We start from the raw sequence: 23492 nt of genomic DNA, 5'->3' as shown, positions 1-23492 counted from the left end.
GACCGGCCTCAGACCTTCAGCGACGAGATGGTGGTGGACAGGAACCCGGTAACGATGCCGGAAGCCGCGGGCACCAGCAGCAACTTCGAGCCCGCGGGGATGCTCTGCTCGCTGAGCTGATCGTGCAGCACGATGAAATGCGAAGTGGTGGAAGTATTTCCGTACTTCTCGATGACCCGCAGGTCCGGCGGCATCGGACTGCCGAACTCGCGCTCGGCGATCGCGTTCATCCACGGAATGGCGGTGGCGCCGAACTGATGGTGGATGACGTAGTCGAACTTCTCGTCGGCGAAGGTCTTGCCCTGCGCCTCGAGGAATTTCCGCTGGGTATTGGTGCCGAGCAGGAAGCGATCCTCGTTGTGCATCCTGCGGTTGTCGGTGTACATCGCGATGCCTTGCGTCTTGCCGCTCGGCATGCCCAGACACAACTGCGCGTATTCCGCGGCGGTCATCATTTCGATGTAGTGGATCATGTCGTTTTCATCGACCGCGCGATCCAGCACGATCGCGCATCCGGAGTCGCCGACGGACAGCGAAGCGAATTGCGGATCGTATTTCTGGGAAATCTCGGCAACTGCGGTCTCGGCGATCGGGGTAATGGCTTCACCACTGACCACGAGGCCATTGCGAACGGCGCCGGACCGGATCATCCGATCCAGGATGTACGTGCCGGTGAGCATTCCTGCACAGGCATTTGTGATATCGAATGTGATCGCGTTCTTGGCACCGATAAGGCGGCTTATCGAACCGGCGAACGACGGCTCCATGTACACCCTGGTCGCGTGCTTGCTCCGCGTGATCGAGGCGGAGATGATGACGTCGATCTCCTCCGGCGCATACTGTGACCTGGACAGACAGTCTTCCACAGCTTGCATGGCCAGTGTGAACGAGTCCTCGTGACTTTCCGGCCTGGTATCGCGGACCCGGCGCTCACGTACGCCGGTTATTTTCTCAAGATCGAATGAAGGCGGTTCTTTCAGCCCGGAAAGAAGCTCCTCCGTGGTGACGACTCTGGAAGGCAGATAGGCGCCGATGGATTCGAAACGAGAATGGGGAGACACGAGCGCTCCTGAAATCGTGGGGAAATACGGTTCCGGATCGACTCTGATCGTCGGTGCAGTGAACACTACCCGACAGTAACAACGAATGGCTATATCACCTTCGGGCCTTCCGTCTGAGACGGAAATCACTGCCGATGGTATCTGTTTCGTGAGGTATCACCAACCGGTGATCGGCTGGCTATGGCGTTCGCAGTATTGCGATGTGAGCTGCCGTTTCGGCTTGTCACGGTGTTTCGCGGCGCGGGCAGTACGTGGCGCCCCGGGTGGGCGAATGCGTCGCTTTCGGAATGGCAACCGATCGGCTATTGCCGAATGGCGGCAATGTGCGAGTACTCGGGGAGGCGTCTCTCTCGTCGGATGTGAGTGACTTCACTGCGAACCGTGCGTCCGGTGCGGGATCGGAGCGATGCGGCCAGTGCTCCGATACGCGCCGAACATCGCTGTGGCGCAGAAGGTTTGCTCGCTACTGGACGCACCGAACGATCCGAGCGACGCCGCGGTGTGGGCGGTCGCTGCTCGGCGGGGGTTGTAGCTCGACGGTGGAGATGGTCAGGGCGCGATCCCGGTGAGGGAGAAGAACTCCTGGCGAGAGCGGGCGTCGTCACGCAGTGTGCCGAGCATGGTGGAAGTGACCGTGGTCGTGCCGACCGCCTGCACGCCGCGCAGGGTCATGCAGGTGTGTTCGGCTTCGATGACGACCCCGACCCCTTTGGGGCTCAAATTCGTCGCCAGCCAGTCGGCTATCTGTTTGGTCAGTCGTTCCTGTACCTGGGGGCGGCAGGAGAAGTGCTCGACTATGCGGGCGAGCTTGGACAGTCCGAGGATGCGGTCGCCCGGTAGGTAACCGACGTGGGCGACTCCGACGAACGGCAGCAGGTGGTGCTCGCATACCGACCGCAACGGGATGCGGCGGGCCAGTACGAGCTCGTCGTAGCCCTCGTCGTTGGGGAAAGTGGTCAGGTCGAACGGACGGGGAGTGAACAGTTCGGCGTAGGCGCGTGCCATGCGGCCCGGGGTGGCCTTCAGGTGTTCGTCGTCGAGGCCGACGCCGAGCGCGGAGAGGAACTCGCCGGCCGCACGCTCGGCGGCGGTCAGGTCGACGGTGGCGCCGGAGTCGTGGACGACTCGTAACGCGGAATGGGACATGAACGCTGGCTCCCCATGTCGAGGGCGGCCTCGTGGCGCACCGCCGTGGCTGGTCCGAATGCGGTCGGCTGATTACGACAATTATTATTGGTTAAATAGTCCGATGTGGTCAAGAGCTCGCCATATATTGCCTCGAAACATATTTCGACCAGTATGGTGAGTGCTATCGTGATCCTGTGACCAGCGATGCGGCGATCGGTGCAGTGGCCGCCCTCGACGACGAACTGCGGCGCGGGATGTATCGGTTCATCCGGCGCGCCCGTCGCCCGGTGACCCGGGACGAGGCCGCCGAGCAGGTGGGGATATCCCGCAAGCTGGCCGCGTTCCACCTGGACAAGCTCGTCGACGCCGGGTTGCTGCGGGCCCGCTACGAGCAGGTCGGCGGCGTCCGGCGGGTCGGGCGCACGCCGAAGGTCTACGAGCCCGCCGACACCGAGGTCCAGGTCAGCATTCCCGAACGCCGCCACCAGGTGCTCGCGGAGATACTCGCCGACGCCGTCCTCGCCGAGTCGGCCGACGAGACCTCGCGGGAGGCCGCGATGCGGATAGCCCGCGATCGCGGCGCCGAACACGGACAGGCGCTACGGCAACAACTTCGGCCGGGACGCCTCGGCGCCGAACGTGCGCTGACGCTGCTGCAGTCGACGCTGACCGATCAAGGGTTCGAACCCGGCCGGGAGAGCGCGGGATGTCTGCGCCTGCGGAACTGCCCGTTCCACCCACTCGCGGCCAAGGCTCCGGACCTGGTGTGCGGAATCAACCACGCCTATCTGCGTGGCTTTCTGAACGGCCTGGAAGCCGACACTGTGACGGCGATGCTCGCGCCGGCGGCGGGCGAATGCTGCGTCGAGCTGCGTTCGACCGGCGGCCGCGTGTGATCGATCACCGGCCCGGAGCAGCCGGTCGGCCACGTTCACGTGGCGCCCGTCGAGCCGCATGATCCGATCGGGCGCTCGGCGTCCGGGGCTAGGCTTCGGTGCTCAGCGAGGAGCGCGCTGTGGCGATCCGTTCGAGCACGTCGGACGTGTGCGCGTCGAAACGCTCTCGGGAGACCGGGATCTCGCCGTCGAGCCACGGGCGATAGAGATAGGCGAGCGCACCGAAGATGGCGCTGGCGTTGAGTTCGTGATCGTGCTCGTCGGGCATCGGCTCGGTGTAGTCGCCCGCGCTGATGACCAACGCGATCGGCGCGGTGAAAAGGCCGATGAGTTCATAGGCGCGCGGCAAGAGCACGGGCGTGGCCTGCGACTCGACGAACATGATCCGCCCGCGGCGGCGGTCCTCCAGCAGATAGTCGGTGAAGACGGCGACCATGTGGCGGAACATCGCGTCGCGCTCGACGGGTGCGTTGGGCAGCTCGTCCAGCAACCGGTCGCGCGCGCCCAGTACCACGGTGTCCAGCACGGTGGTCAGCAGCGCGTCCAGGTTCGGAAAGCTCTCGTAGAAATAGCGCTCGGTGAGTCCGGCCTGACGGCAGACACCTCGCATGGACGTCTCGGCCGCGCCCACGGTGGCCATCAGTTCCGTGCACGCCTCGATCAGCTGTTCCCGGCGCGCGGCGACGCGATCGGCGGGGGATTGCCCGCGCCAGCGGCGCATGCCCGGAATCGACCCGTCGGCTTCGTCCATGGCCGTCATCCTCTCATAGCGGCCGAATTGACATCATGTGATGTTGACAGCATGTGATGTCACCAATACATTGCGAAGACCACCGATCGATCACGAGGGGTGCGAGATGGGTTCTGCCGTATATGCCGACCAGACACACGCCATCAACGCGCGGGCCGTGGAGTTCGACTTCGCCACGGTGCCGATGCATTACATCCCCGGCGAGGCGATGGCCACCCACATCATCAACGTGATGCACCTGGTGCTGCCCGAAGGCGAGCGCGCGATGGCGCAGGCGCTGGCCGAGGCACTGCCGCTGATCGACGACGAGCGGTTACGCGAGGAAGTCCGCGGCTTCATCGGCCAGGAATCCATGCATGCCAGTTCGCACGAGAAGGCGCGCGAACAGTTGGAGCGGCTCGGCCTGGAGGTCGGCCCGATGGTCGACCGGGTCACCTGGCTGGTCGACCGGATACTCGGCGACCACGGGCTGTCCGGCCGGGCCAAGCGGGAGTGGTTGTGCGAGCGGCTGGCGTTGTTCGCGGGCATGGAGCACTACACCGCGGTCATCGGGGAGTGGCTGCTCACCAACGACAAGCTCGAGGCCAAGGGCATGCACCCGGCGATGCTGGATCTGATCCGCTGGCACGGCGCGGAGGAGGTCGAGCATCGCAGCGTCGTCTACGACGCGTACATGCACGTCGACGGCGGATACGCGCGCAAGGCGCGGCAGGCGCTGCTGGCCAGCGCGGGCTTGCTCGTCTTGTTCGTCATCTCCGGGGGCTACCTGTTCCACAAGGACCCGTCGAAGCACAAAGGCCGATTCTGGCCACTCCAAATGGCCAGCGCCTCGGTGCGCGGTGTGGTGCCGAGCTTCACGACCTTCTTCACCGAGATTCCGCGTTACCTGCGGCCGGGCTTCCACCCGTCGCAGCTCGGCCCGATGGACAACGCCCTGCGTTACCTCGCGCAGTCGCCCGCGGCACGGGCGGCGCGAGGGTGACCGCCGTCGAGCGGTTCCAACCAGGGCCCGCACTGCGCCTGATCGGCTCGGCGGCCGACGCCTACAAGCGGCTGTTCGTGGAAGGCGACGCCGCGCGACTGCTCTCGCGCCCGGATCCGGTCCGCCGCACCGGCTACGAATTCGAGGTGGTCGTCGACCGGATCGGCCAGGAGGCCGACGGTGTGGTGAGCTTGTGGCTGCGCCACCCCGAGGGCGGCCCGCTGCCCGCGTGGACGCCCGGCGCGCATCTGGATGTCTTCCTGCCCTCCGGTCGCCAGCGGCAGTATTCGCTCACCAACGACCCCGCCGACCGCGGGTTCTACCGCATCGCGGTCCGTTTCATCGCCGACGGCGAGGGCGGCTCCGCGGAGATCCATCGGGATCTGCGGGTGGGTGACCGCCTGGGCGTGCGCGGGCCGCGCAACGCGTTCCCCTTCGTCGCCGCGCCGTGTTATCTGTTCGTCGCGGGCGGCATCGGGATCACGCCGATCCTGCCCATGGTCGCCGCGGCCGAGCATGCCGGGGTGCCGTGGCGGTTGATGTACCTGGGCCGTTCCAGGACGCGCATGCCGTTCCTGTACGACCTGGCCCGCTACACCGGCGGTGACGTGGTGGTGCGGCCGGACGACGAGTTCGGCGTACCCGACGCGCGGATGATCTTCGAGCAGACGCCGCCCGGCGCCGCGGTCTACGTCTGCGGGCCGCCGCCGCTGGCCGAGGCCGCGCGCGGGGTGCTCGCGCTGCACGATCCCTCGGCCTCGCTGCACACCGAGCGGTTCTCGCCGCTGCCCGTGCGGGACGGGGAGCCGTTCCGGATCAGGTTGCGTCGCAGCGGGTTCGACGTGGAGGTCGCCGCCGACGAGTCCGCGCTCAGCGCGATCCGCCGCGTGCTGCCCGGCGTGGCCTACTCCTGCGGGCAGGGTTTCTGTGGCACCTGCAAGACCCGGGTGCTCGCGGGCGCGGTGGAGCACCGGGACCGGTCGCTGCTCGAGTCCGAGCGCGCGGAGGCGATGCTGACCTGCGTCTCCCGCGCGCACGGCGGCGAACTCGAACTGGATCTGTGAGCTCGGCGGGCAACGACGCCCGCGGGTGGGAGGAGGACATGGCAGTGGCTGCGCATCCGGAGCATGTCCCGATCGCGGTGATCGGAGCCGGGATAGCCGGAATCGGTCTGGCGGTCGCGCTGCGCGAGGCGGGTATCGAGGATTTCGTGCTGCTCGAGCGCGCCGACGATCTCGGTGGCACCTGGCGGGCGAACACCTATCCGGGCTGTGCCTGCGACGTGCCCTCGCATCTGTATTCGTATTCCTTCGCGCCCAATCCGAATTGGTCGCGCACCTACGGGTCGCAGCCGGAGATCCTCGCCTACCTCCGCTCGGTCGCGACGCGCCACGACGTGGTGCGCCACATGCGGTTCGGCGTCGAGCTGCTCGAGGCGCGCTGGGACGAAGCGGCCACGCGGTGGCGGCTGCGCACCGATCGCGGCGATCTGACCGCGGACGTACTGGTCTCCGCCGTCGGGCCGTTCAGCGAGGCGCGGATCCCGCGGCTGCCGGGCGCGGAGACCTTCGAAGGGGCGCAATTCCATTCACTGCACTGGGACCACGAGCACGATCTCACCGGCGAGCGCGTCGCGGTGATCGGCACGGGCGCGTCGGCCGTCCAATTCATCCCCGAGATCCAACCGCTGGTGGGCGAGTTGACCGTGTTCCAGCGTTCGGCGCCGTGGATCGTGTCGCGGTTGGATCGCCGCACGCTGCCCGCCGAACGCGCGCTGCTGCGCCGGGTGCCCGCGCTCGGCCGCGCGCTGCGCGGCCTGTACTACACCGGCATCGAAGGGTTCGGTCTGGTCGGCTTCGTGGACAAGCGATTCCGCCATCCGTACGAGGCGCTCGGCAGACTCCAGCTGCTGCGTCAGGTGCGCGATCCCGAGCTGCGGCGCAAACTCACCCCTGACTATGTGATCGGATGCAAACGTGCGATCTTCTCCGACGCCTACTATCCGGCGCTGACCCAACCGAACGTCGAGGTGGTGACCGAGGGCATCCGAGAGATCCGCGCCGGGTCGATCGTCACCGCCGACGGCGCGGAGCACCCTGTGGACACGATCATCTGGGGTACCGGATTCGGTGTTCCCCCCGCCGTTTTCGATCGGGTGCACGGAATCGGCGGGCGCTCCATCGGTGAGCGGTACCGGGAGCGGCCGAGCAGTTACCTCGGCACGACCATGGCCGGGTTCCCGAACTTCTTCTGCACGCTGGGTCCGTTCGGGGCGGCGGGCAATCAGTCCGCCATCTATATGATCGAGGCGCAGGTGCGCTATATCGTCGATGCCGTGACCACCATGCGTGCGCAGAACATCCAGCGGATCGATGTGCGCGAGGAGGTGCAGCGTGCCTTCCTCGACGAGGTGACCGAGCGCAGTCGCGACACCGCTTGGCTGACCGGCGGTTGCCGCAGCTACTACCAGACCGCCGACGGCGGCAACGCGGGGCTGTACCCGAACTGGAGCTTCGAGTATCGCAGGCGCACAAGTCGTTTCGATCACGAGTCCTACCGGCTGCGGGCGGGGTGAGCGCCGTGGTCGTCGACCTGCTGCGTCAGCTTCTCTCCCCGCCCGCCGAGCACCTGGATGTCCGCGACCGGGTGGTGGTGATCACCGGCGCGGGCACCGGCATCGGCCGGGCACTGGCCGAAAAGCTCTACGCCTCTGGCGCTTCGGTGGCGCTGATCGACATCGACGAGGCCACCGCCGCGGCCGTCGGGCGCTCGATGGGGGAGCGGGCGCTGGTCGTGCGCGCGGACGTCTCCGATCGAATCGGGATGCGCGAAGCCATCTCCCGAGTGCGCGAGCGGTTCGGACGGATCGATGTCGTGGTGGCCAACGCGGGTGTGGTACCCGAGCCCGCGACCATCCGGACGATGAATCCCGGCGACTTCGATCGGGTCATCGGCATCAACGTGACCGGCGTGTTCAACACTGTGCATCCGGCGCTGGACGACATCGTCGCCGCGAAAGGGCACGTGGTGGTGGTCTCCTCCGCCGCGGCGTTCGCGCCGGGCATGGCCGGTTCGCCCTACATGGTCAGCAAGGCCGCCGTCGAGCAGTTCGGGCGGGCGCTGCGGGTGGAGCTGGCCGCGGTCGGCGCGACCGCGGGCGTGGCGTACTTCGGCATCGTCGACACCGCGATGACCCACGGCACCCTCGATGAAGACGATCTGGGCGCCGATCTGGGCGCGTTGCTGCCGTGGCCGCTCAACCTGCGCATCACCGTGCGCGACGCGGCGGAATCCATCGCCGACGGCATCGCCCGTCGCGCCGCGCGCACCATCGCGCCGCCACAGTGGGAGCCCTACGCGTTGTTCCGCGGGGCGATCAACGTGGTGCTGGACAGCAGGCTGGCCCGGGACCCGCGCGTGCACGACCTGATCCACCGGGTCGAGCAGCGCGTCCTCGACAGCCGCCCCGTCACCCCGGTTCCGCGCTGACGCGCGGGCCGGGCTATGGCTCGGCGGGGAAGATCGTGGGCAGCGTCAGCGCGTATTCCACATCGGCTCGCGTGCCGAGCGTCGTGAGCAGCACCCGGATCATGGTCAGGCGTGCCGCCGCGACGGTGTCCGCGTCCGGCTCGGCGCCGGGTGCGGTACCGGCGGAGATCCGGTAGACGACGTACTCGCACAGGTGCAGCGCGGCGTCCAGGTCCAGCGGGCTCGGCACCGGACGGCCCAGCCCGGCGAACGTCTCGCGTACCAGCGCGCGGATGTCGTCGAGCGCGCGCTCCCGGTATACCGACACCGGCGAGCCCGGATCGTGCAGCTCGGCGAACAGCGGCCGCAGCATGGGGCCGTGCCCGCGCGCCCAGCCCAGGTAGGCGTCGATCAATCGGATGCCCAGCTCGACCGGCTCGTCGGTGCCCGTCAGCGCCGTGCGGATGCCGCCGACCAACCCGTCGTTGGAACTGTCGAGCACCGCGAGCAGGGGTTCGTTCGCGTTGGCGAAGTAGCGGTAGAAGGTCGGCCGTGCCAACCCGGCCTGCTCGATGATCTGCGCGACGCTCAGCCCGCGGGAACCGGTGCGGGTGAACACTTCCGCCGTCGCCAGCACGATCCGGGCGCGCACCTCTTCGGCCTGTTCCGGAGTCTGCGGCGGTCTGCCGCGCCGCGCGGCCGTCGACTCAGCGGGCATGGTGCCACCTCACAAAGCGGCCCCCGGGATACCTGTGCGCCACGACGAACAGCTTGACACGAGCAGTGACATAGACATTAATCTAACACCACTGTTCATTTAATAGGGCGCGCACGCGGCCCACCGTCCTCGAGAGGGCCGAACATGACCACCGCCTCCCACCCGGTCACCGCCGACGCGCTGCCCTCCGCGCTGGTGCTGCCGTTGCTCGCGCACGCCGTCGTGGGCGGCGCCCCCGCGGTCGAAGTGTTCGCGCCCGCGACCGGCGCGAAGATCGCCGACCTGCCGCAGTCCTCCACCGCCGATATCGAGACCGCGTTCGCCACCGCCCGCGAAGCGCAGCGCCAGTGGGCGCGGCGTCCGGTGCGGGAAAGGGTCGCGGTGCTGCGCCGGTTCCACGACATCGTGCTGGCCGAGCAGGACACCATCCTGGACATCGTGCAGACCGAGACCGGCAAGGCACGGGCGCACGCGTTCGACGAGGTCGGCGACGTGGCCGTGAACGCCAGGTACTACGCCTCGGTGGCCGGGCGGCTGCTGGCCACCCGCAAGCCGCGCGGAGTGCTTCCCGTGCTCACCCAGGTCGACGTGCTGCACCGGCCCAAGGGCGTGGTGGCGGTGATCTCGCCGTGGAACTACCCGCTGGCCCTGGCGGTCTCCGACGCGCTGCCCGCCCTCGTCGCGGGCAACGCGGTGGTGGCGCGCCCGGACAACCAGACCGCGCTGACCGCGTTGTGGGCCATCGATGCCGCCGTGCGCGCCGGACTGCCGCGTGGGCTCTGGCAGGCGGTGCTCGGCCGCGGTTCGGTGATCGGCGGCGACGTGATCGCCCGCGCCGACTACGTCGACTACACCGGCTCCAGCGCCACCGGGCGCACCATCGCCCAGCAGGCGGGCGAGCGGCTGATCGGCTACTCCCTCGAACTGGGTGGCAAGAACCCGCTGCTGGTGCTCGCCGACGCGGACGTCTCCCGTGCCGCCAAGATCGCCATCCGCGCCTGCTTCGCCTCGGCCGGGCAGCTGTGCGAGTCGATGGAACGGATCTACGTACACGACAGCGTCTATGACCGCTTCGTCGCCGAATTCGTCGGGCACGTCGAGGCCATCGAACTCGGCGGCGGGCTGAACTACGACAGCGACATGGGTTCGCTGACCTTCCAGCGTCAGCTGGACACGGTGCTGGCGCACGTGAACGACGCGGTGGCCAAGGGCGCCACGGTGCTGGCGGGCGGTCGCGCGCGCCCGGACCTCGGCCCGTACTTCTACGAGCCCACGGTGCTGGCGGGCGTGCGGCCGGGCATGACGGTGCATCGCGAGGAGACCTTCGGCCCCGTGGTCTCGATCTACCGTGTGAGCAGCGACGACGATGCCGTTGCGCAGGCCAATGACACCGCCTACGGCCTCAACGCCAGCGTGTGGACCAAGGACACCGCCCGCGGCCGTGCGGTGGCGGCGCGGATCAACGCGGGCTCGGTGAACGTCAACGAGGGCTTCATCGCCGCGTGGGGCAGCGCCGACGCGCCATCGGGTGGGCTCGGCATCTCCGGCACGGGGCGCAGGCACGGTCCCGAAGGCCTGCTCAAGTACATCGACACCCAGACCATCGCGGTGCAGCGGGTGCTGCCCATCGCGCCGCTGCCCGGCATGTCCGAAGCGCTCTGGGCCAAGACCATGACGCTGTACTTCGGCGTCATGAAATCGCTTCGGCAGAAGTAACTCGCAGGACTCACGGATCAGGAAGCGGTACGGATGAAACTGGACACGGTGGCGGGCAAGAGGGTCCTGGTCACGGGGGCCGCGATGGGCCTGGGCAAGCTGTTCGCCGAGCGTGCGGTGCGCGAAGGCGCCGCAGCGGTGGTGCTGTGGGACATCAACGAGGCCGCGCTGAAGGAGACCGCCGCCGAGCTGACCGGCCGCGGCAGCGCCGTGCATCATCACGTGGTCGACGTGGCCTCGGCCGAGTCGATCACCGAGGCGGCGGCAAGCGTGCGCGAGCAGGTCGGCGGCATCGACATCCTGGTCAACAACGCGGGCATCGTGCGCGGCAACAGCTACTTCTGGGAAACCGACAACCGCGCCGACATCGACAAGACGATGGCGATCAACTCGCTCGGACCGATGTACGTCACGCTCGAATTCCTGCCCGCGATGGTCGCCGGATCCACCGAGGCGCGAGTGTTGACCATCGCTTCCTCGGCGGGCCTGGTGTCCAACCCGCGCATGAGCGTCTACGCCGCGTCCAAGTGGGCGGCGCTGGGCTGGTCGGACTCCGTGCGGATCGAGCTGGAACAGGCCGGCCACGACCACGTGAAGATCACCACGGTCTGCCCGACCTACATCAACACCGGAATGTTCGACGGCGCCAAGGGATTCCTGTTCACGCCGATCCTGGACCAGCAGAAGGTGGTCGACACCTCGTGGCGGGAGATGAAGAACGGCGCCCCGCTGCTCGTACTGCCGTGGACCTCACGCTTGAACAAGGCGCTCTCCGGCCTGCTGCCGATCAAGCTGCGCGACCTGTTCCTCGACACGGTCGGCGTCTACCACTCGATGGACCAGTTCACCGGCCGCAAGAAGTAGCGCGGCATCCGGGTCGGAGCCGGGCGGTGCGCCGTCGTCACCGGGGGCGGGTGCCGATGACCACGGTCGCGTAGTGCTCGTCCGACTCCGCGACGCGCCCGGCGAGGCCGTGCTCGGCCAGCACGTCGAGCGCGATCGGCGCTTGGTCCTCGCTGGACTCCACGAGCAGGTGTCCGCCCGGGGCCAGCCACTCGGCAGCATCGGCCGCGACCCGGCGGAAGACATCCAATCCGTCCGGGCCGCCGTCGAGGGCGGTGCGCGGCTCGTGATCGCGTGCCTCCGGCGGCATCCGCGCGATCATCTCCGAGGGGACGTAGGGGGTGTTGCAGAGCAGGACGTCGACGCAGCCGCGCAATTCCTCCGGCAAGGGCTCGAAGAGGTCCCCTTCGTAGACCGGGGCGCCGAGCGGGGTGAGGTTGCGGCGGGCGCACGCGACCGCGACCGGATCGATGTCGGCGGCCGCCAGCGTGATCGCGCGGCCCGCGTCGGCGGCGGCCCGCGCCGCAGCGAGGCCGAGGGCGCCCGAGCCACAGCACAGATCGACCACCACCGGATGGCCAGTGCGGTCGCGGATCAACTCGACCGCGAGATCGACGAGGAACGCGGTGCGCTGCCGTGGCACGAAGACGCCGGGCGACACCGCGACCCGCAGTCCGTGGAACTCCGCCCAGCCGAGCAGGTGCTCGAGCGGACTGCCGGTGACGCGCCGGGCGACCAGCGATTCGAGGGGTACACCGGTCTCTGCGGCGGCGGCCGTGAGCAACCGCGCCTCGTCCTCGGCGAACACGCAGCCCGCCGCCCGGAGCCGAGCCACCACGTCGGTACTTCCCGCTGACGTCACCGGGCCATCCTGCCGCGCGCCCGCGTGACGCCGCCAACAAATTTCCGGGCGAGCGGGACCGGCGTTTCGGACGCGGGTCCCGATCGGCCCGGAGTCAGCGTGCCGTGTCGAGCTGGAAGGTGCGGGTGGCGTCGAGGTAGATGCCGCGCTGGCCCGCTCGGCCCGGCGGCGGCAGCTGCGAGACCAGCTGTTCGAGCGAGGTCGTCGCGCCGACGACCCTGGTGCCCGCGACGATGAAATCCGCCACGGCGCGGCGGATGTGATTGGGCGAGGTGACCACGATCGCGCTCGTCGCGCCCACGTCCCGCAGCAGCCTCGTGCTGAACAGGGCGTTCTGCACGGTCGAGCCCGCGCGGCTCTCCACGTGGACGCGCGTGGGCGGCACGCCGTGGGTGACCAGCCAGTCGCGCATGGCCTCGGCCTCGGTGATGCCGTTCTGCGGATTGCCGCCGGTGACGACGATCGGCGACAACGGCGCGGCGATCGACTGCAACCAGGCCGCGGTGAGCCGGTTCACCAGTTCGGGACGCAGCGCCCCGTCCGGGAGCAGGCCGTAGCCGAGCACGACGATGCCGGTCTGCGGCCCCGCCAGCGCGGGCAGCGGGTTCGGCAGGGTGCCCACCGCGGCGCGGATGGCGCCGAGCACGTTGTCGGTGCCCTGTGCCAAGCCCGGATCGACCGCGTGCAGCCGGGCCATGGCGTCCACCAGCGCGGGCAGGTCACCGGCGTAGTCCGACCAGATCGCCTGCAGGGCCAGTGCTTCGGCGTCGGCGGGGTCGGCGCCGATCAGATTGCGCAGGTCGGCGCGGCCCGCGTTGTCGTCGCCGTTGGCGAAGTGCCGCTGGGCGGAGTTGTAGAGGGCGTCCGTTTCCGGCGCGGCGTGCGCGGGGACACCGGCGAGCCCGGTGAGCGAGAACGCGGCGAACGACGCCGCGACGAGAGATTTCCAATGCCTCGAGATCATCACTACAGTCGTCACCTTTCCGCTGCGGAACGGGTTGGCACGTGCTAGCAGTTAGCTGGGGCAAGCAGGAATTACCATACGGCCGAAGCTCCCGGCGATCCGGCAATTGGCGAACGGGTCATGCGCCGTCGTCACGGCTATGTGTGCTCGGCGGAACGACAGGTCGCGAAATCCGCTGTCGGCCATTTTCGATGCCGAGTCGGCACGTTTCGATCTTCGCTCGGTACCAAGAAGACGTTCAGTTCGGCGCAAGGCGGGCTGCCATGGCAATGCTCGTCCGTGTCGCTCCGCTCGACCCTGGCGGCCCGATGGTGGACGAGTGCCTTCCGGCGTGTCGAACGGTCTTCGTTCGGTTCGCCGAGCGTCCGCCCGCGGTTCGGCGTTCGATTGCCTTCCATTAGCTCAACTCGACGTGGGCGCGGGAGGGATTCGTCAGGCCGCGCCCGTTAGGCTGTGTCAACGTGGATACCGTTTCGCTGTCCGGCAAGGAACTCGCCGCCGCCATCAACGCCGACACCAAGGCCCGCGCCGCCGCGCGCACCGAAGGCGGCGCCGCTCCGCGTCTTGCTCTGGTCGTTGCGAACGACGACCCCGCGAGCGCCTGGTATGTGAACTCACTTCGCAAAGCGGCCGAACGACTCGGAATCGCTTGCGACACGGTCGATCTGGGTGCAGCGGCCGGTGCGGCGGAGATCCGTGCCGAGCTCGCCGCGCGCGGTGCGGATCCGGCGACCGACGCGATCATGCTGCAGACCCCCCTCCCGAAGGGCGTCACCCTCGACGACGTGAGTTCCGCGATCGTCGCGTCCAAGGACGTCGACGGCGTCAGCCCGTTGTCGCTCGGCCTGCTGGCGGCCGGGCTGGACGGCTTCGTCCCCGCCACCTCCGAGGCCGTGGTCGAACTGCTCGAGCACCACCAGATCCCGCTGGCAGGCCGCCACGTCGCGGTCGTCGGCCGGTCGAACGTCGTCGGGAAGCCGCTCGCTCAGCTGCTGCTGGCGAAGGACGCGACCGTCACGGTGTGCCATTCCCGCACCGCCGACCTCGCCGCCGTCACCGCCGCCGCCGACATCGTCGTCGCCGCGGCGGGCCGCATCGGCCTGATCTCCGGCAAGCACGTCCGGGAGGGCGCGGTGGTCATCGACGTCGGCACCAACGAGGCCCCCGACGGCAAGATCGTCGGCGATGTCGACGCGGACTCGGTACGCGGCAAGGCCGCCGGGCTCAGTCCCGTCCCTGGTGGCGTGGGCCCGGTCACCACAGCCCTCCTCATGCGCCACGTGGTCACCGCCGCCGAATCCGACTGACCGGGCGCTCTCGCGCCTGCGGAGAGCTGCCTAATGGGTGCGGTCGGACGTAGTCCGTCCTCAGCTCGCGCATGGCCGGAGCGAAGGCGGAGGTACGCAGTTCGCGCATGGCCGGAGCGAAGGCGGAGGTACGCCTAACCGCGGGCGATGGCGCTGATGAGAGTGCGCTCGCCGTCCTTGGTGGTGGTGACGATCTGCGGATTGTAGGTCACCGGTTGCTGTCCTGGGCGGTGCTCGGTGATCACCACGATGTACTGGCCCGCGAAGGCGCCGGGACTGATCGCGACACAGTGGGTGGTGCCCGTCGGAATGCTGTCGATGCCGCGCTGGATCGCGTCGGCTGCTTGTACGGCGGCGTCCGCGGTGGTGGTGGCGCGGACCTGCTCGCCGGACCGGTCCACGTAATAGGCGTGCTGAAAAGCGAAGATCACCGCGGGACCGGAGTCGAATCCGCCGACGCCGTTGCCCTGGATCCGGTTGCCCACCCGCTCGGCGGGGCACTGCGCGGTCGGTGCGGCGGGCGTGGTGGCCTGCGCGGACGGAACCGGTGCGGCGGCCTGCCGATCGGGGCCGCCGGTCCCGACCAGCACATAGGCCACGAGGGCCAGCGCGGCGATACCGAGTATGCCGAGCAGTGGCACCACCCATCGCCGTGAACGCGGCGCGGGCGAGCGGTCGATCAGCCCGGCGAATTGGTCCTCGTACAGCTCCGGTTCGGGTTCCGGCGGCTGCGCGGGTTCGGACGGCGGCACGGGCGGCCGATCCACCCACGCGGCCCACTCGCCGCGGTAGTCCTCGCCGGACGGCGCCTGTACCGGCCGCTCGGCGCTGTAGGGATGCCCCCGGTCGTATCCGGGTCGTGCGCTCATCTCCGGTCGATCCATCGCCCCACCCTTCATCAGGTCCCCGTCAGATTAACCGCATCGTCCCGAGCCGGGAACGCCCTGCCGCGTTCACAATTGAGCCGTCCCGCCCCTCGGAGGGTACCGCCCGGTACGTCGATCCGGCGCACGTGTGCCGCGCCGTCCCCGCCCCGCTCGCTGATTCGCGCCGACCGCCACCGAGTCGCACGACGCCGTTTCGCGGCGCCGAGAGTGCGAGCGCCGTTGCCCGAGAGACATTTCGGGAAGCGGTACTACCGCAGTAGATCCAGCCATTCGTGCTCGGGATAGTGGTCGGTCACGTAGGTCCGCACCACCGCGCGCTGTGCGGCGCTCAGCTCCGGCCAGGTCCGCTCGAGATCCACGCGGTCTTTCGGCCTGCGCTGCTTGGCCTTGAAGATCAGCACCAGCTCCGGGTTGAGGTATCGGATGCCGTCGTCGGCGATCCAGGTCACCTCGTCGAGCGGTGCGACCATGGAGCGATCGCGCCGGTTGACCCATGCCCCGTCCTGTCCCGGATTCAGCAGAAGGTCGATCAGCCACGGGGATCGAGCGTTCGCGCGCAGCCACACCTGATCGGCGCTCTCGGCTACGTCAGGGTAGCGCTCGTCGACGGGGCGGATGCCGTAGGGGCCCGCCGACCAGATGTGCAGGCGGCCGCGCGCGGCGGTGCGCAGGGCGGGCAGATCGGCACGGAACATCGCCACGTCCACGTCGCTGTGCCGCCGCCGGGTGCCGGTGCAGGCGTCGATCGCCCAGCCTCCCGCGATCCACCAGGGAGCGTCGATGTCGCCGAGTATCTCGCCGACATCGCCCGGCGTGACGAATGCCCACGGGCCCCAAAGATCTTGGAAATCGGCTTCTTTCGTGTCACGAGGCGGCGGGATCGGAAACTCGCGCAACGGTGGCCCTCCCTCGGGTACGTCTTCCGAACGCTACTCGGAGGAGGGCGCCGTTCACCAATGCGTGACGACCGGGTCGCCGACGCCGATCGTGTGATAGACCCATTCGGCGTCGTCGGGAGCGAGGTTGATGCAGCCGTGGCTGACGTTCGAGTAACCTTGCTGGTCCACCGACCACGGAGCCGAGTGGATGAAAACACCGCCCCACGTGAGCCGTTCGGCGAACTCGCCGTTGATGATGTAGCCTTCCGGCGAACTCAGCGGAATGCCGATGGTGCGGGAGTCGAACACGACGGACCGGAATTTCTCCAGAACCGGCCATGTGCCGGTGGGCGTTTCGTATCCGGGCTTGCCCATCGAGGCGGGCATCGTCCGGACGACGGTGCCGCCGACGGTGAGCGTGAACGTGTGCGCCGACATATTCGCTTCGCCGAAAACGCCTGCGTTGGTGGTGAATTCCGTGCGCACGCCGCCGACCGAGACGAGTATGTTCGAACCTGCGGGCAGGAACCCGGTGGGCGTCCACGTCACTTCGCGATCGTCGGTCCACGCGAATGTGCCCGGCAGTGGCCGGGTCGTTCTGATGTCGATGGATTGTTCCGTCTGCGCGCGATTCGCGACAGGTGCGGCGAAACGAACGGTCACGGGCTGGGCCACGCCCACCACCTGGCCGTTCGAGGGTCCGATCGCCGCCACCGCGGGCGTCGACGGCTTTCCGATCATCGTCGCTGTCGCCGCGCCCGACCCGAACGCGGCCAGTGCCACGATCACGGTCGCGAGGAACAGGTACCGAATGGCGCTCCTCATGGCGTCCACCCCTTCGAGCTGGTGTGGTAGGCAAGAGACAGTCTAAGCCCCCATGATCAACTCGGCCACGGATAGAACTTGGTCCGTGGTCCAGTTGTGATCCGGGGACACGCCCACCACTGAGCGCTTACCCCGCGCGGTCGCGTCGAAACGGGCACACGTACCGGTACCGGGGCCTCCGTCGAGGGTCAGCGCGCGCCGCCGACGGGCAGCGGTTCCGGCGCGGCCGCCGCTCGCGCGTCGAAATCCGCTCGGGCGGTGAGTATCCGGTCCTGGTGCTCGACGGCCCAGATGCCCATGGCATGCGTGATCGCGCCGATGCTCGCGCCGAGTTCGGTGAGCGAGTACTCCACGCGGGGCGGCACCGTGGGGTAGACCGCGCGGTGCACCAGCCCCTCGCGCTCCAGGGCGCGCAGCGTGCGGGTGAGCATCTTCTGGGTGATGCCGTCCAGGCGGCGGCGCAGCTCGTTGAAGCGGATCGGCCCGCCGTGGCCGCGCAGCACGCCGAGCACGAGCATCACCCATTTGTCGGCGAGCACGGTCAGCACTTCTCGTGCGGGGCAGCGGTGCAAGTAGTTGTCGACCAGGCTGCCGGCCGCGGGCCGGTCACAGGCAGTATCCATTGGGTACCTCGGTATCAAGAAGGTGCCTTCTTTCCGAAAGGTACCACGAGTGGCCAGAATCGGTGCATGCTCGCAATCACGCAATACGCGTTCGGTGGCCCGGAAGTGCTCCAAGTGGTCGAGGTGGATCGGCCGCGGCCGGGTCCGAAGGAGGTGCTGGTGCGGGTCGCCGCGACCAGCGTCAACGCCGCCGACTGGAAGGTGCGCGCCGGGCTGGTCGGGCGGCTCGGCGATCCACCGCTGACGCTGGGGCTCGACGTGTCGGGTGTCGTGGCCGAACTCGGACCCGGTGTGGACCGGTTCGCGGTCGGTGATCCGGTATACGGCATGGTCTTCGGCGGCGCGAACGCGGAATACGTTGTGGCGCAAGCGCACGCCCTGGCGCCGAAGCCGAGGAACCTCGACCTGGTGCACGCCGCGGCGCTGCCGACGGCGGCGCTGACCGCGTGGCAGGCGCTGGCCGCGCTCGGAGCGGGGCAACGCCTGCTGGTGCACGCCGCCGCGGGAGGCGTCGGGCATCTGGCGGTGCAGATAGCCCGGCATCGGGGCGCCTACGTGATCGGCACCGCACGCGCGGTCAACCACGAATACCTGCGCGGACTCGGCGCCGACGAGGTGATCGACTACACCGCGGTCGATTTCGGCGCCGCGGTGCGCGACGTCGACGTCGTGCTCGACCTGGTCGGTGGAGCGTACGGTTCTCGCTCGGTCCCGGTGCTCCGGCCCGACGGCAGATTGATCGACACGCAGGGTTCGGATGCGGAAGCCGATCCGCGTTACGAGCGGTTCTATGTCGAACCGTCCGGGGTATCGCTGCGCGAGATCACCACGATGGTCGAGCGCGGTCATCTGCGCGCGACCATCGACCAGGTGCTACCGCTCGCGGATGCCGCGAAGGCGCACGAACTCAGCGAGTCCGGACGGGTGCGCGGCAAGATCGTGCTGGTCGCTTGGAACCCGCCCGCCTGACGGGGCCGGGCCGCGGCCCGCGCGAGCGAGTCAGCGGCGAACGGCGTGCACGACGTCGGCGTGCAGGGCGTCCGCCCGCGCGGTGAGCTCGTCGATCCGCACCAGGACCGCGGCGAACCGGTCGCCCTCGGCGGCGGGCAGCGACGCCACGTTGATCTCGATGTTGAGCTGCGAGGAGGTCGCGGCGGCGCGGCAGGCGTCGGCGGCCGCGCCGATGTCGGTGACGACGTTCGGATTCCCGATCGGGAACAGCTCCGCCGCCAGCGACAGCACCTCGTCCGCCTCGTCGACGACGGCGGCGGGCACGCGGGCGGCCTCGATCAGCGCGTCGTTGATCGCCGCGGTGCGGGCGGCGAGATCCTCCGGGGTGTCCTTGGGCAGCTTGTAGGCGGCGCCGACAGCCGTGAACGCGGCGGCGTCGGCGTCGGCCAGCGCGAGAGCGCGCTCGCGGGCCGCGTCGGCGGCCTCGATGATCCGATCGACCACCGGCCGGTTCTCGGCGTCCTTGGCGCGGGTGGTGTATCGCGCGACCATCGCGACGAGCGCGGCGGCCTGCGCGGCGTGCAGCGCGGCCACCGCACCGCCGCCCGGTGCGGGAATCTTGGCGGCCAGATCGCTCAGGTACTGCGCCAGGGCGGCCCCGCCGAAGGACGGCGCAGTTTCCGTGGACGACGAGCTGGTCTGCGACACGAGGGTGTTGCCTTTCGTTTACGGCGAGGATGGTCTACGAGTAGACGCTACCCCGTGCCGCCGGTCGTACGGTCGTGACCACGCCTTGCCGGGCCTTCCCCTGTGGCCGGTGCGCGGCCCGAGCGTACCCGCCGTTATGTTGAGTGCCATGCGCATCGGATTGAGCATCAACTACTCGGGGGGCTTCAAAGAGGCGGCGGCCGAAGTCGCCGACCTCGAGCGGGCGGGCCTGGACATCGTGTTCGTGCCCGAGGCGTACTCGTTCGACGCGGTGAGCGCGCTCGGTTACCTGGCCGCGAAGACCACGCGCCTGCAGTTGGCCTCCGGCATCCTGCAGCTCTACACGCGTACCCCGAGCCTGACCGCCATGACCGCGGCGGGCCTGGACTTCGTCTCCGACGGACGGTACGTGCTCGGGCTGGGTGCGTCGGGTCCGCAGGTGATCGAGGGCTTCCACGGCGTGCCCTATGACGCGCCGATCGGCCGGACCAGGGAACTGGTCGAGATCTGCCGGAAGGTCTGGCGGCGCGAGCGCCTGGAATACCAGGGCAAGTACTACCAGATCCCGCTGCCCGCCGAACGGGGCACCGGTCTCGGCAAGCCGCTCAAGCTGATCAACCACCCGGTGCGTGAGCGCATTCCGGTGCTGCTGGCCGCGCTCGGACCGAAGAACGTGGAACTGGCCGCCGAGATCGCCGAGGGCTGGCAGCCGATCTTCTTCCTGCCGGAGAAGGCGAAGGATGTGTGGGCGGACTCGCTCACCGCGGGTCTGGCCAAGCGCGACCCCGCCTTGGGCGACCTGGACGTGTACGCGGGTCCGGCCCTGGCCATCGGGGACAACGTCGAACCGCTGCTGCAGTTCGTGAAGCCGCATCTGGCGCTCTACATCGGCGGCATGGGCGCCAAGGGCAAGAACTTCTACCACACCCTGGCCACCAAGTACGGCTACGGCGCCGAGGCCGACCGCATCCAGGAGCTGTACCTGGCGGGGGAGAAGGAGGCCGCGACGAAGGCGGTCCCGGACCAGCTGGTCCGGGACATCTCCCTGGTCGGCTCGGCCGGATACGTCAAGGAACGGGTCGCGGCCTTCAAGGAAGCCGGCGTGACGGTCCTGAACGTCGTTCCGATGGCGGCCACCGCCGCCGAGCGCGTCAAGCTGATCGAACAGCTGCGCGAACTGGTCTGAGCAAGGCGCTGCCGCCGTCGACGGGTGCGACGGCGGCAGCGGCACGCGTCATCTCTGCTGGAGCGCCGCCAGCGCGGCGTCCAACGTCGAATGCAGCGCGAAGACCTGATCCAAACTGGTCATCTTCAGTTGCCGACTGGTCGCCGGGCCCTCGGCGACGACGGCGATCGCGGTGGTCGAGCCGGCGCGCTGGTGGGCCGCGACGAGCGTCGCCATGCCCGCCGAGGCGAGGAAGCTGACCGCGGTGAGGTCGATGATCAGGGCCGCGGGCTTGCCGCTGAGAATGGCATCGATCGCATTCTCCAGTGCGGGCGCCGTCGCGAGATCGACCTCGCCGGCCACCGTCAGCACCGTGGCGCCGTCGTGGGCCGCGACCGTGGTGGTCATCGTGTCCGCGAGGGGGTACGCGTCTCCGGAAGTGTTGGTCACAACTCCACGACACACAATCCAGCGCGAATATGCAACCGCAGTGTGTTCATGCTGCGACACATTACACGGTCTTGGGGGTAGATTCGGCCCCGGGGTGGCGGTCCGGCGCACCGCACCGACCGGGCTCGGTGCGTGCCCATCGCGGCCTGGACGGCCGATCACGCGTCGCGAGGGGGTGCGGCTCACCGGTCAGGACCGCTACCGCGGTGGCCAGCTCGGCGATCGAGGCACCGGTGTAGGTGAACGTCGCCATCCCGCGCGCCGGGCTCGCGCCGTGGCCGGCGAAGGCGCGCGCGACCGCCATGCCGAACTCACGCTCCACCCACGTCAACGTGGTGTGGCGGATCCAGTGCGCGCTGACCCCGAGCGCCGCGGCCCACGGCAGACGCGCACGCAGCCGGGCGGTGAGGGTGTCGTGGCGGCGCCGCCCGATCGGACGCCCGCCGCGGTAGCGCAGCACCCGATCGGTGGTCTGCGCGCCGCCGCGCTGGGCGGCGTGCTCGACCAGCCGCCGCATCAGCGTGGGAGAGACCGGATGCCAGCGCACCACCCCGCCTTTCTCCCGGAGCCGGACCAGGCAGTCGGCGACGTTCAAATCGGCTAGCGCGAGCCGGATCACCGCACCGCGCCGGCACGCGGTCTCGATGTGCAGGCGCACGATAAGGGCATCCAGGGCCGGGTCGTTGCCGGTGGTGGCGGCGATGTGGGCGAGTTCGAGGACCTGATCGACGGTCAGCGCATGGCGCAGTCCGGGTAATGCGGCCGGGCGGGGCACGACCGCTGCGGGGTTGTCGCGGTGCTCGATCAGCCGGTCCCGCTCGGCGTAGGAGTAGAGGCAGCGAAACGCGGACACGAAATGCGCGACCGCGGCGTGCCCATCGCGGGAGTTCGCCCGGACCACGACATTGTCCCGGTGCCCCTGTACGAGCCGGCCGATCTCGGTCGCGGACGGCTCATCGAGCCGACGCTCCGGCCATTCGCGTTCGATGATCCGCCAGTAGGTGTCGTAGTTGGCGACCGTCGTCGCCGGCACCGCCGCCCGCACGACCGGAATCCACGCGGCGAACGTCGGCACCTCCACGCCCGTCCCGGCCCCGAGATCATCGACGGTCAGCCCCATCCGCTCGAGCAGATGCCGCGCCGCGGCCAGGTCATCGATATCCATCGGCCGGCTCCCACAGATCCGGACTATGCGCATACACCGCGCCGGCGACGGCGGCCATCGGAAAGACCAGCAGCCTTCCGCGGTCCAGCGCCGCGATCAGCAACACGCGATCCCCGGCGAACAGGTGACAGCCGTGGCGGACCGCCGCCGGTAGATGCAGGTAGCCTCGCGGACCGATCGGCCACCGCCCGCCCTCGGCGGGTCTCACGACCGCGATGTGACGGTCGACCCCGACCTCGACACACTGCCCGGGCCCCCAGCCCAACGCGCGTAGCGCCGAGCGCTCGCCGATCCGGCCCCGGGAATCGAGCGCTGACACAGAGCAATGGATACGGCCGATCGGAACATCCGAAATCGCCGGCGGAAACTCGAAAGGCAGTCCCCGGGGCCAGTCATCGGCGGCGGCTGACGGATAGAAACTATCGAACTCGGACGTCATCGCCCGGCTCGACCGTTCGAATACGTCCTCGAAGGAAAGCCAGGCACGCGGAGAAGTTCGGCCGAGCCGACCGCGAAAGAGCACATCAGGTCACCTATCTCGGACCTGCCTGCGAATTCTCCCGATACCTAGTATAAGTCATCTGAGATCGCGCTTCAGAATGCGGGTGCCTGCGCGTCGATCCGGTCGAGTATCAGCAGTTTGGGGAGTGTCGGGTAACGGCTCTGCCTCAGTTCCTGTGGTGATCCAGCTATGCCAGCAGGATCCGTCCGGTGGCGGAGTAGCTCGTGCAGCAGGTTCAGGCCGCCGGTATAGCCGAGGGCTTTGATCTCGTGGAACAGATGCAGCACCGCGACGCCGGGCTCCTCGGTGCGGCGGTGGCGCAGGTGGTGGCGGTAGGGGTTCGACCAGGCCGGCGCGGTATTGCGGTGGGCGGCGCGGCTGGTCCGGCTCACGAGCGCGGGAGTAACGCTTCATCGTGTTCAGCGACAATCCCAGACGTCGGGCGCAGTCCAACAGTTCGACACCGTGATCGAGCAGCTCATGCACCGCATGCCAGCGTTGCAATGTCGTCGTTTCACGGGTGAGCGTTGCCGTTTCGGGCCGGACGCAGCCCAGCACCGGCCGTGCGCGGCGACGACCTCTCTCACCGATCGGGCCAAGCCGCGGGCGCAGGTGCCAGCGGTCGCTGACCTGCAACACGCC

At 68.9% G+C, this 23492-nt stretch carries 25 protein-coding genes; 10 read left to right on the top strand and 15 right to left on the bottom strand.

Annotation, left to right across the window (positions count from 1 at the left end):
- Positions 1-8 precede the first annotated feature (8 nt).
- Both ACIHAX_RS32545 and folE read right to left on the bottom strand, forming a co-directional pair.
- Complete coding sequence (locus tag ACIHAX_RS32545) at positions 9-1061, bottom strand: 3-oxoacyl-[acyl-carrier-protein] synthase III C-terminal domain-containing protein (protein ID WP_364431343.1); 1053 nt, start codon at positions 1059-1061, stop codon at positions 9-11.
- A 549-nt stretch (positions 1062-1610) separates the two neighbouring features.
- Entirely contained in the window at positions 1611-2207 is a 597-nt protein-coding gene (gene folE / locus ACIHAX_RS32540) for a GTP cyclohydrolase I FolE (RefSeq protein WP_364431053.1), read from the bottom strand.
- Positions 2208-2383: 176 nt separating this feature from the next.
- Here folE and ACIHAX_RS32535 point away from each other — a divergent pair, with 176 nt between their 5' ends.
- A complete protein-coding gene (locus ACIHAX_RS32535; protein ID WP_397281422.1) occupies positions 2384-3085 on the top strand; it encodes a helix-turn-helix transcriptional regulator in 702 nt (233 codons plus the stop codon).
- An 88-nt stretch (positions 3086-3173) separates the two neighbouring features.
- Here ACIHAX_RS32535 and ACIHAX_RS32530 read toward each other — a convergent pair whose 3' ends face one another.
- Positions 3174-3836 carry a TetR/AcrR family transcriptional regulator gene (locus ACIHAX_RS32530; RefSeq protein ID WP_364431047.1) on the bottom strand — a complete coding sequence of 221 codons (663 nt, stop codon included), beginning with the start codon at positions 3834-3836 and terminating at the stop codon, positions 3174-3176.
- Between the two features lie 106 nt (positions 3837-3942).
- Here ACIHAX_RS32530 and ACIHAX_RS32525 point away from each other — a divergent pair, with 106 nt between their 5' ends.
- Genes ACIHAX_RS32525 through ACIHAX_RS32510 form a run of 4 tightly spaced genes read left to right on the top strand, consistent with a single transcriptional unit; the run spans position 3943 to position 8307 of the window.
- On the top strand, positions 3943-4818 hold the full coding sequence (locus tag ACIHAX_RS32525) for a metal-dependent hydrolase (RefSeq protein ID WP_356961934.1): 876 nt from the start codon (positions 3943-3945) through the stop codon (positions 4816-4818).
- A complete protein-coding gene (locus ACIHAX_RS32520) occupies positions 4815-5882 on the top strand; it encodes a PDR/VanB family oxidoreductase (protein WP_364431043.1) in 1068 nt (355 codons plus the stop codon). Before ACIHAX_RS32525 ends, ACIHAX_RS32520 begins: the two co-directional genes overlap by 4 nt.
- Positions 5883-5920: 38 nt before the next feature.
- On the top strand, positions 5921-7393 hold the full coding sequence (locus ACIHAX_RS32515; protein WP_364431040.1) for an NAD(P)/FAD-dependent oxidoreductase: 1473 nt from the start codon (positions 5921-5923) through the stop codon (positions 7391-7393).
- Between the two features lie 5 nt (positions 7394-7398).
- Positions 7399-8307: a short-chain dehydrogenase/reductase gene (locus ACIHAX_RS32510; protein WP_364431037.1), complete on the top strand. Its 909-nt coding sequence runs from the start codon at positions 7399-7401 to the stop codon at positions 8305-8307.
- Positions 8308-8320: 13 nt separating this feature from the next.
- Here ACIHAX_RS32510 and ACIHAX_RS32505 read toward each other — a convergent pair whose 3' ends face one another.
- Positions 8321-9004, bottom strand: coding sequence for a TetR/AcrR family transcriptional regulator (locus tag ACIHAX_RS32505; RefSeq protein WP_364431034.1), 684 nt, complete (start codon positions 9002-9004; stop codon positions 8321-8323).
- Positions 9005-9148: 144 nt separating this feature from the next.
- Here ACIHAX_RS32505 and ACIHAX_RS32500 point away from each other — a divergent pair, with 144 nt between their 5' ends.
- Both ACIHAX_RS32500 and ACIHAX_RS32495 read left to right on the top strand, forming a co-directional pair.
- Positions 9149-10720 (top strand): succinic semialdehyde dehydrogenase, encoded by a 1572-nt coding sequence (locus ACIHAX_RS32500; RefSeq protein WP_397281418.1) that lies wholly within the window; start codon positions 9149-9151, stop codon positions 10718-10720.
- A 33-nt stretch (positions 10721-10753) separates the two neighbouring features.
- A complete protein-coding gene (locus ACIHAX_RS32495) occupies positions 10754-11584 on the top strand; it encodes an SDR family NAD(P)-dependent oxidoreductase (protein WP_364431028.1) in 831 nt (276 codons plus the stop codon).
- 37 nt (positions 11585-11621) lie between these two features.
- Here the strand turns inward: ACIHAX_RS32495 and ACIHAX_RS32490 are convergent, their stop codons facing one another.
- Both ACIHAX_RS32490 and ACIHAX_RS32485 read right to left on the bottom strand, forming a co-directional pair.
- Positions 11622-12425, bottom strand: coding sequence for a putative protein N(5)-glutamine methyltransferase (locus ACIHAX_RS32490; RefSeq protein WP_355077403.1), 804 nt, complete (start codon positions 12423-12425; stop codon positions 11622-11624).
- A 94-nt stretch (positions 12426-12519) separates the two neighbouring features.
- Positions 12520-13389, bottom strand: coding sequence for a YdcF family protein (locus tag ACIHAX_RS32485; RefSeq protein ID WP_356961944.1), 870 nt, complete (start codon positions 13387-13389; stop codon positions 12520-12522).
- 461 nt (positions 13390-13850) lie between these two features.
- Here ACIHAX_RS32485 and ACIHAX_RS32480 point away from each other — a divergent pair, with 461 nt between their 5' ends.
- Complete coding sequence (locus ACIHAX_RS32480; protein WP_356961946.1) at positions 13851-14696, top strand: bifunctional 5,10-methylenetetrahydrofolate dehydrogenase/5,10-methenyltetrahydrofolate cyclohydrolase; 846 nt, start codon at positions 13851-13853, stop codon at positions 14694-14696.
- Positions 14697-14830: 134 nt separating this feature from the next.
- On the opposite strand, the gene ACIHAX_RS32475 is transcribed toward ACIHAX_RS32480, so the two are convergent.
- The 4 genes from ACIHAX_RS32475 to ACIHAX_RS32460 form a co-directional block, all read right to left on the bottom strand.
- Positions 14831-15565, bottom strand: coding sequence for a hypothetical protein (locus ACIHAX_RS32475; protein ID WP_355077408.1), 735 nt, complete (start codon positions 15563-15565; stop codon positions 14831-14833).
- A gap of 266 nt (positions 15566-15831) precedes the next feature.
- Complete coding sequence (locus ACIHAX_RS32470) at positions 15832-16479, bottom strand: nucleotidyltransferase domain-containing protein (RefSeq protein ID WP_397281415.1); 648 nt, start codon at positions 16477-16479, stop codon at positions 15832-15834.
- Positions 16480-16533: 54 nt separating this feature from the next.
- Entirely contained in the window at positions 16534-17286 is a 753-nt protein-coding gene (locus tag ACIHAX_RS32465) for a L,D-transpeptidase (protein WP_355077411.1), read from the bottom strand.
- A 188-nt stretch (positions 17287-17474) separates the two neighbouring features.
- Positions 17475-17909, bottom strand: a complete 435-nt coding sequence (locus tag ACIHAX_RS32460) for a winged helix-turn-helix transcriptional regulator (RefSeq protein WP_397281413.1) — start codon at positions 17907-17909, stop codon at positions 17475-17477.
- 66 nt (positions 17910-17975) lie between these two features.
- Between ACIHAX_RS32460 and ACIHAX_RS32455 the strand changes: the two genes are divergently transcribed.
- Entirely contained in the window at positions 17976-18878 is a 903-nt protein-coding gene (locus ACIHAX_RS32455) for an NADP-dependent oxidoreductase (protein WP_364431013.1), read from the top strand.
- A 30-nt stretch (positions 18879-18908) separates the two neighbouring features.
- Here ACIHAX_RS32455 and ACIHAX_RS32450 read toward each other — a convergent pair whose 3' ends face one another.
- Entirely contained in the window at positions 18909-19568 is a 660-nt protein-coding gene (locus ACIHAX_RS32450; protein WP_355077416.1) for a cyclodeaminase/cyclohydrolase family protein, read from the bottom strand.
- A gap of 148 nt (positions 19569-19716) precedes the next feature.
- On the opposite strand from ACIHAX_RS32450, the gene ACIHAX_RS32445 reads away from it, so the two are divergent.
- Positions 19717-20754 carry an LLM class F420-dependent oxidoreductase gene (locus tag ACIHAX_RS32445; protein WP_355077418.1) on the top strand — a complete coding sequence of 346 codons (1038 nt, stop codon included), beginning with the start codon at positions 19717-19719 and terminating at the stop codon, positions 20752-20754.
- Positions 20755-20802: 48 nt separating this feature from the next.
- Here the strand turns inward: ACIHAX_RS32445 and ACIHAX_RS32440 are convergent, their stop codons facing one another.
- The 4 genes from ACIHAX_RS32440 to ACIHAX_RS32425 form a co-directional block, all read right to left on the bottom strand.
- Positions 20803-21141 carry an STAS domain-containing protein gene (locus tag ACIHAX_RS32440; RefSeq protein ID WP_364431340.1) on the bottom strand — a complete coding sequence of 113 codons (339 nt, stop codon included), beginning with the start codon at positions 21139-21141 and terminating at the stop codon, positions 20803-20805.
- Positions 21142-21244: 103 nt separating this feature from the next.
- A complete protein-coding gene (gene xerC, locus ACIHAX_RS32435) occupies positions 21245-22348 on the bottom strand; it encodes a tyrosine recombinase XerC (RefSeq protein ID WP_397281410.1) in 1104 nt (367 codons plus the stop codon).
- On the bottom strand, positions 22335-22787 hold the full coding sequence (locus ACIHAX_RS32430; RefSeq protein WP_364431003.1) for a hypothetical protein: 453 nt from the start codon (positions 22785-22787) through the stop codon (positions 22335-22337). Before ACIHAX_RS32430 ends, xerC begins: the two co-directional genes overlap by 14 nt.
- Before the next feature lie 155 nt (positions 22788-22942).
- Entirely contained in the window at positions 22943-23242 is a 300-nt protein-coding gene (locus tag ACIHAX_RS32425) for a hypothetical protein (protein ID WP_397281408.1), read from the bottom strand.
- Positions 23243-23492 lie beyond the last annotated feature (250 nt).

The organism is Nocardia sp. NPDC051929 (genome assembly GCF_044548645.1).
Taxonomy (GTDB): domain Bacteria; phylum Actinomycetota; class Actinomycetes; order Mycobacteriales; family Mycobacteriaceae; genus Nocardia; species Nocardia sichangensis.
This window is presented reverse-complemented; position numbering and strand designations above follow the sequence as displayed.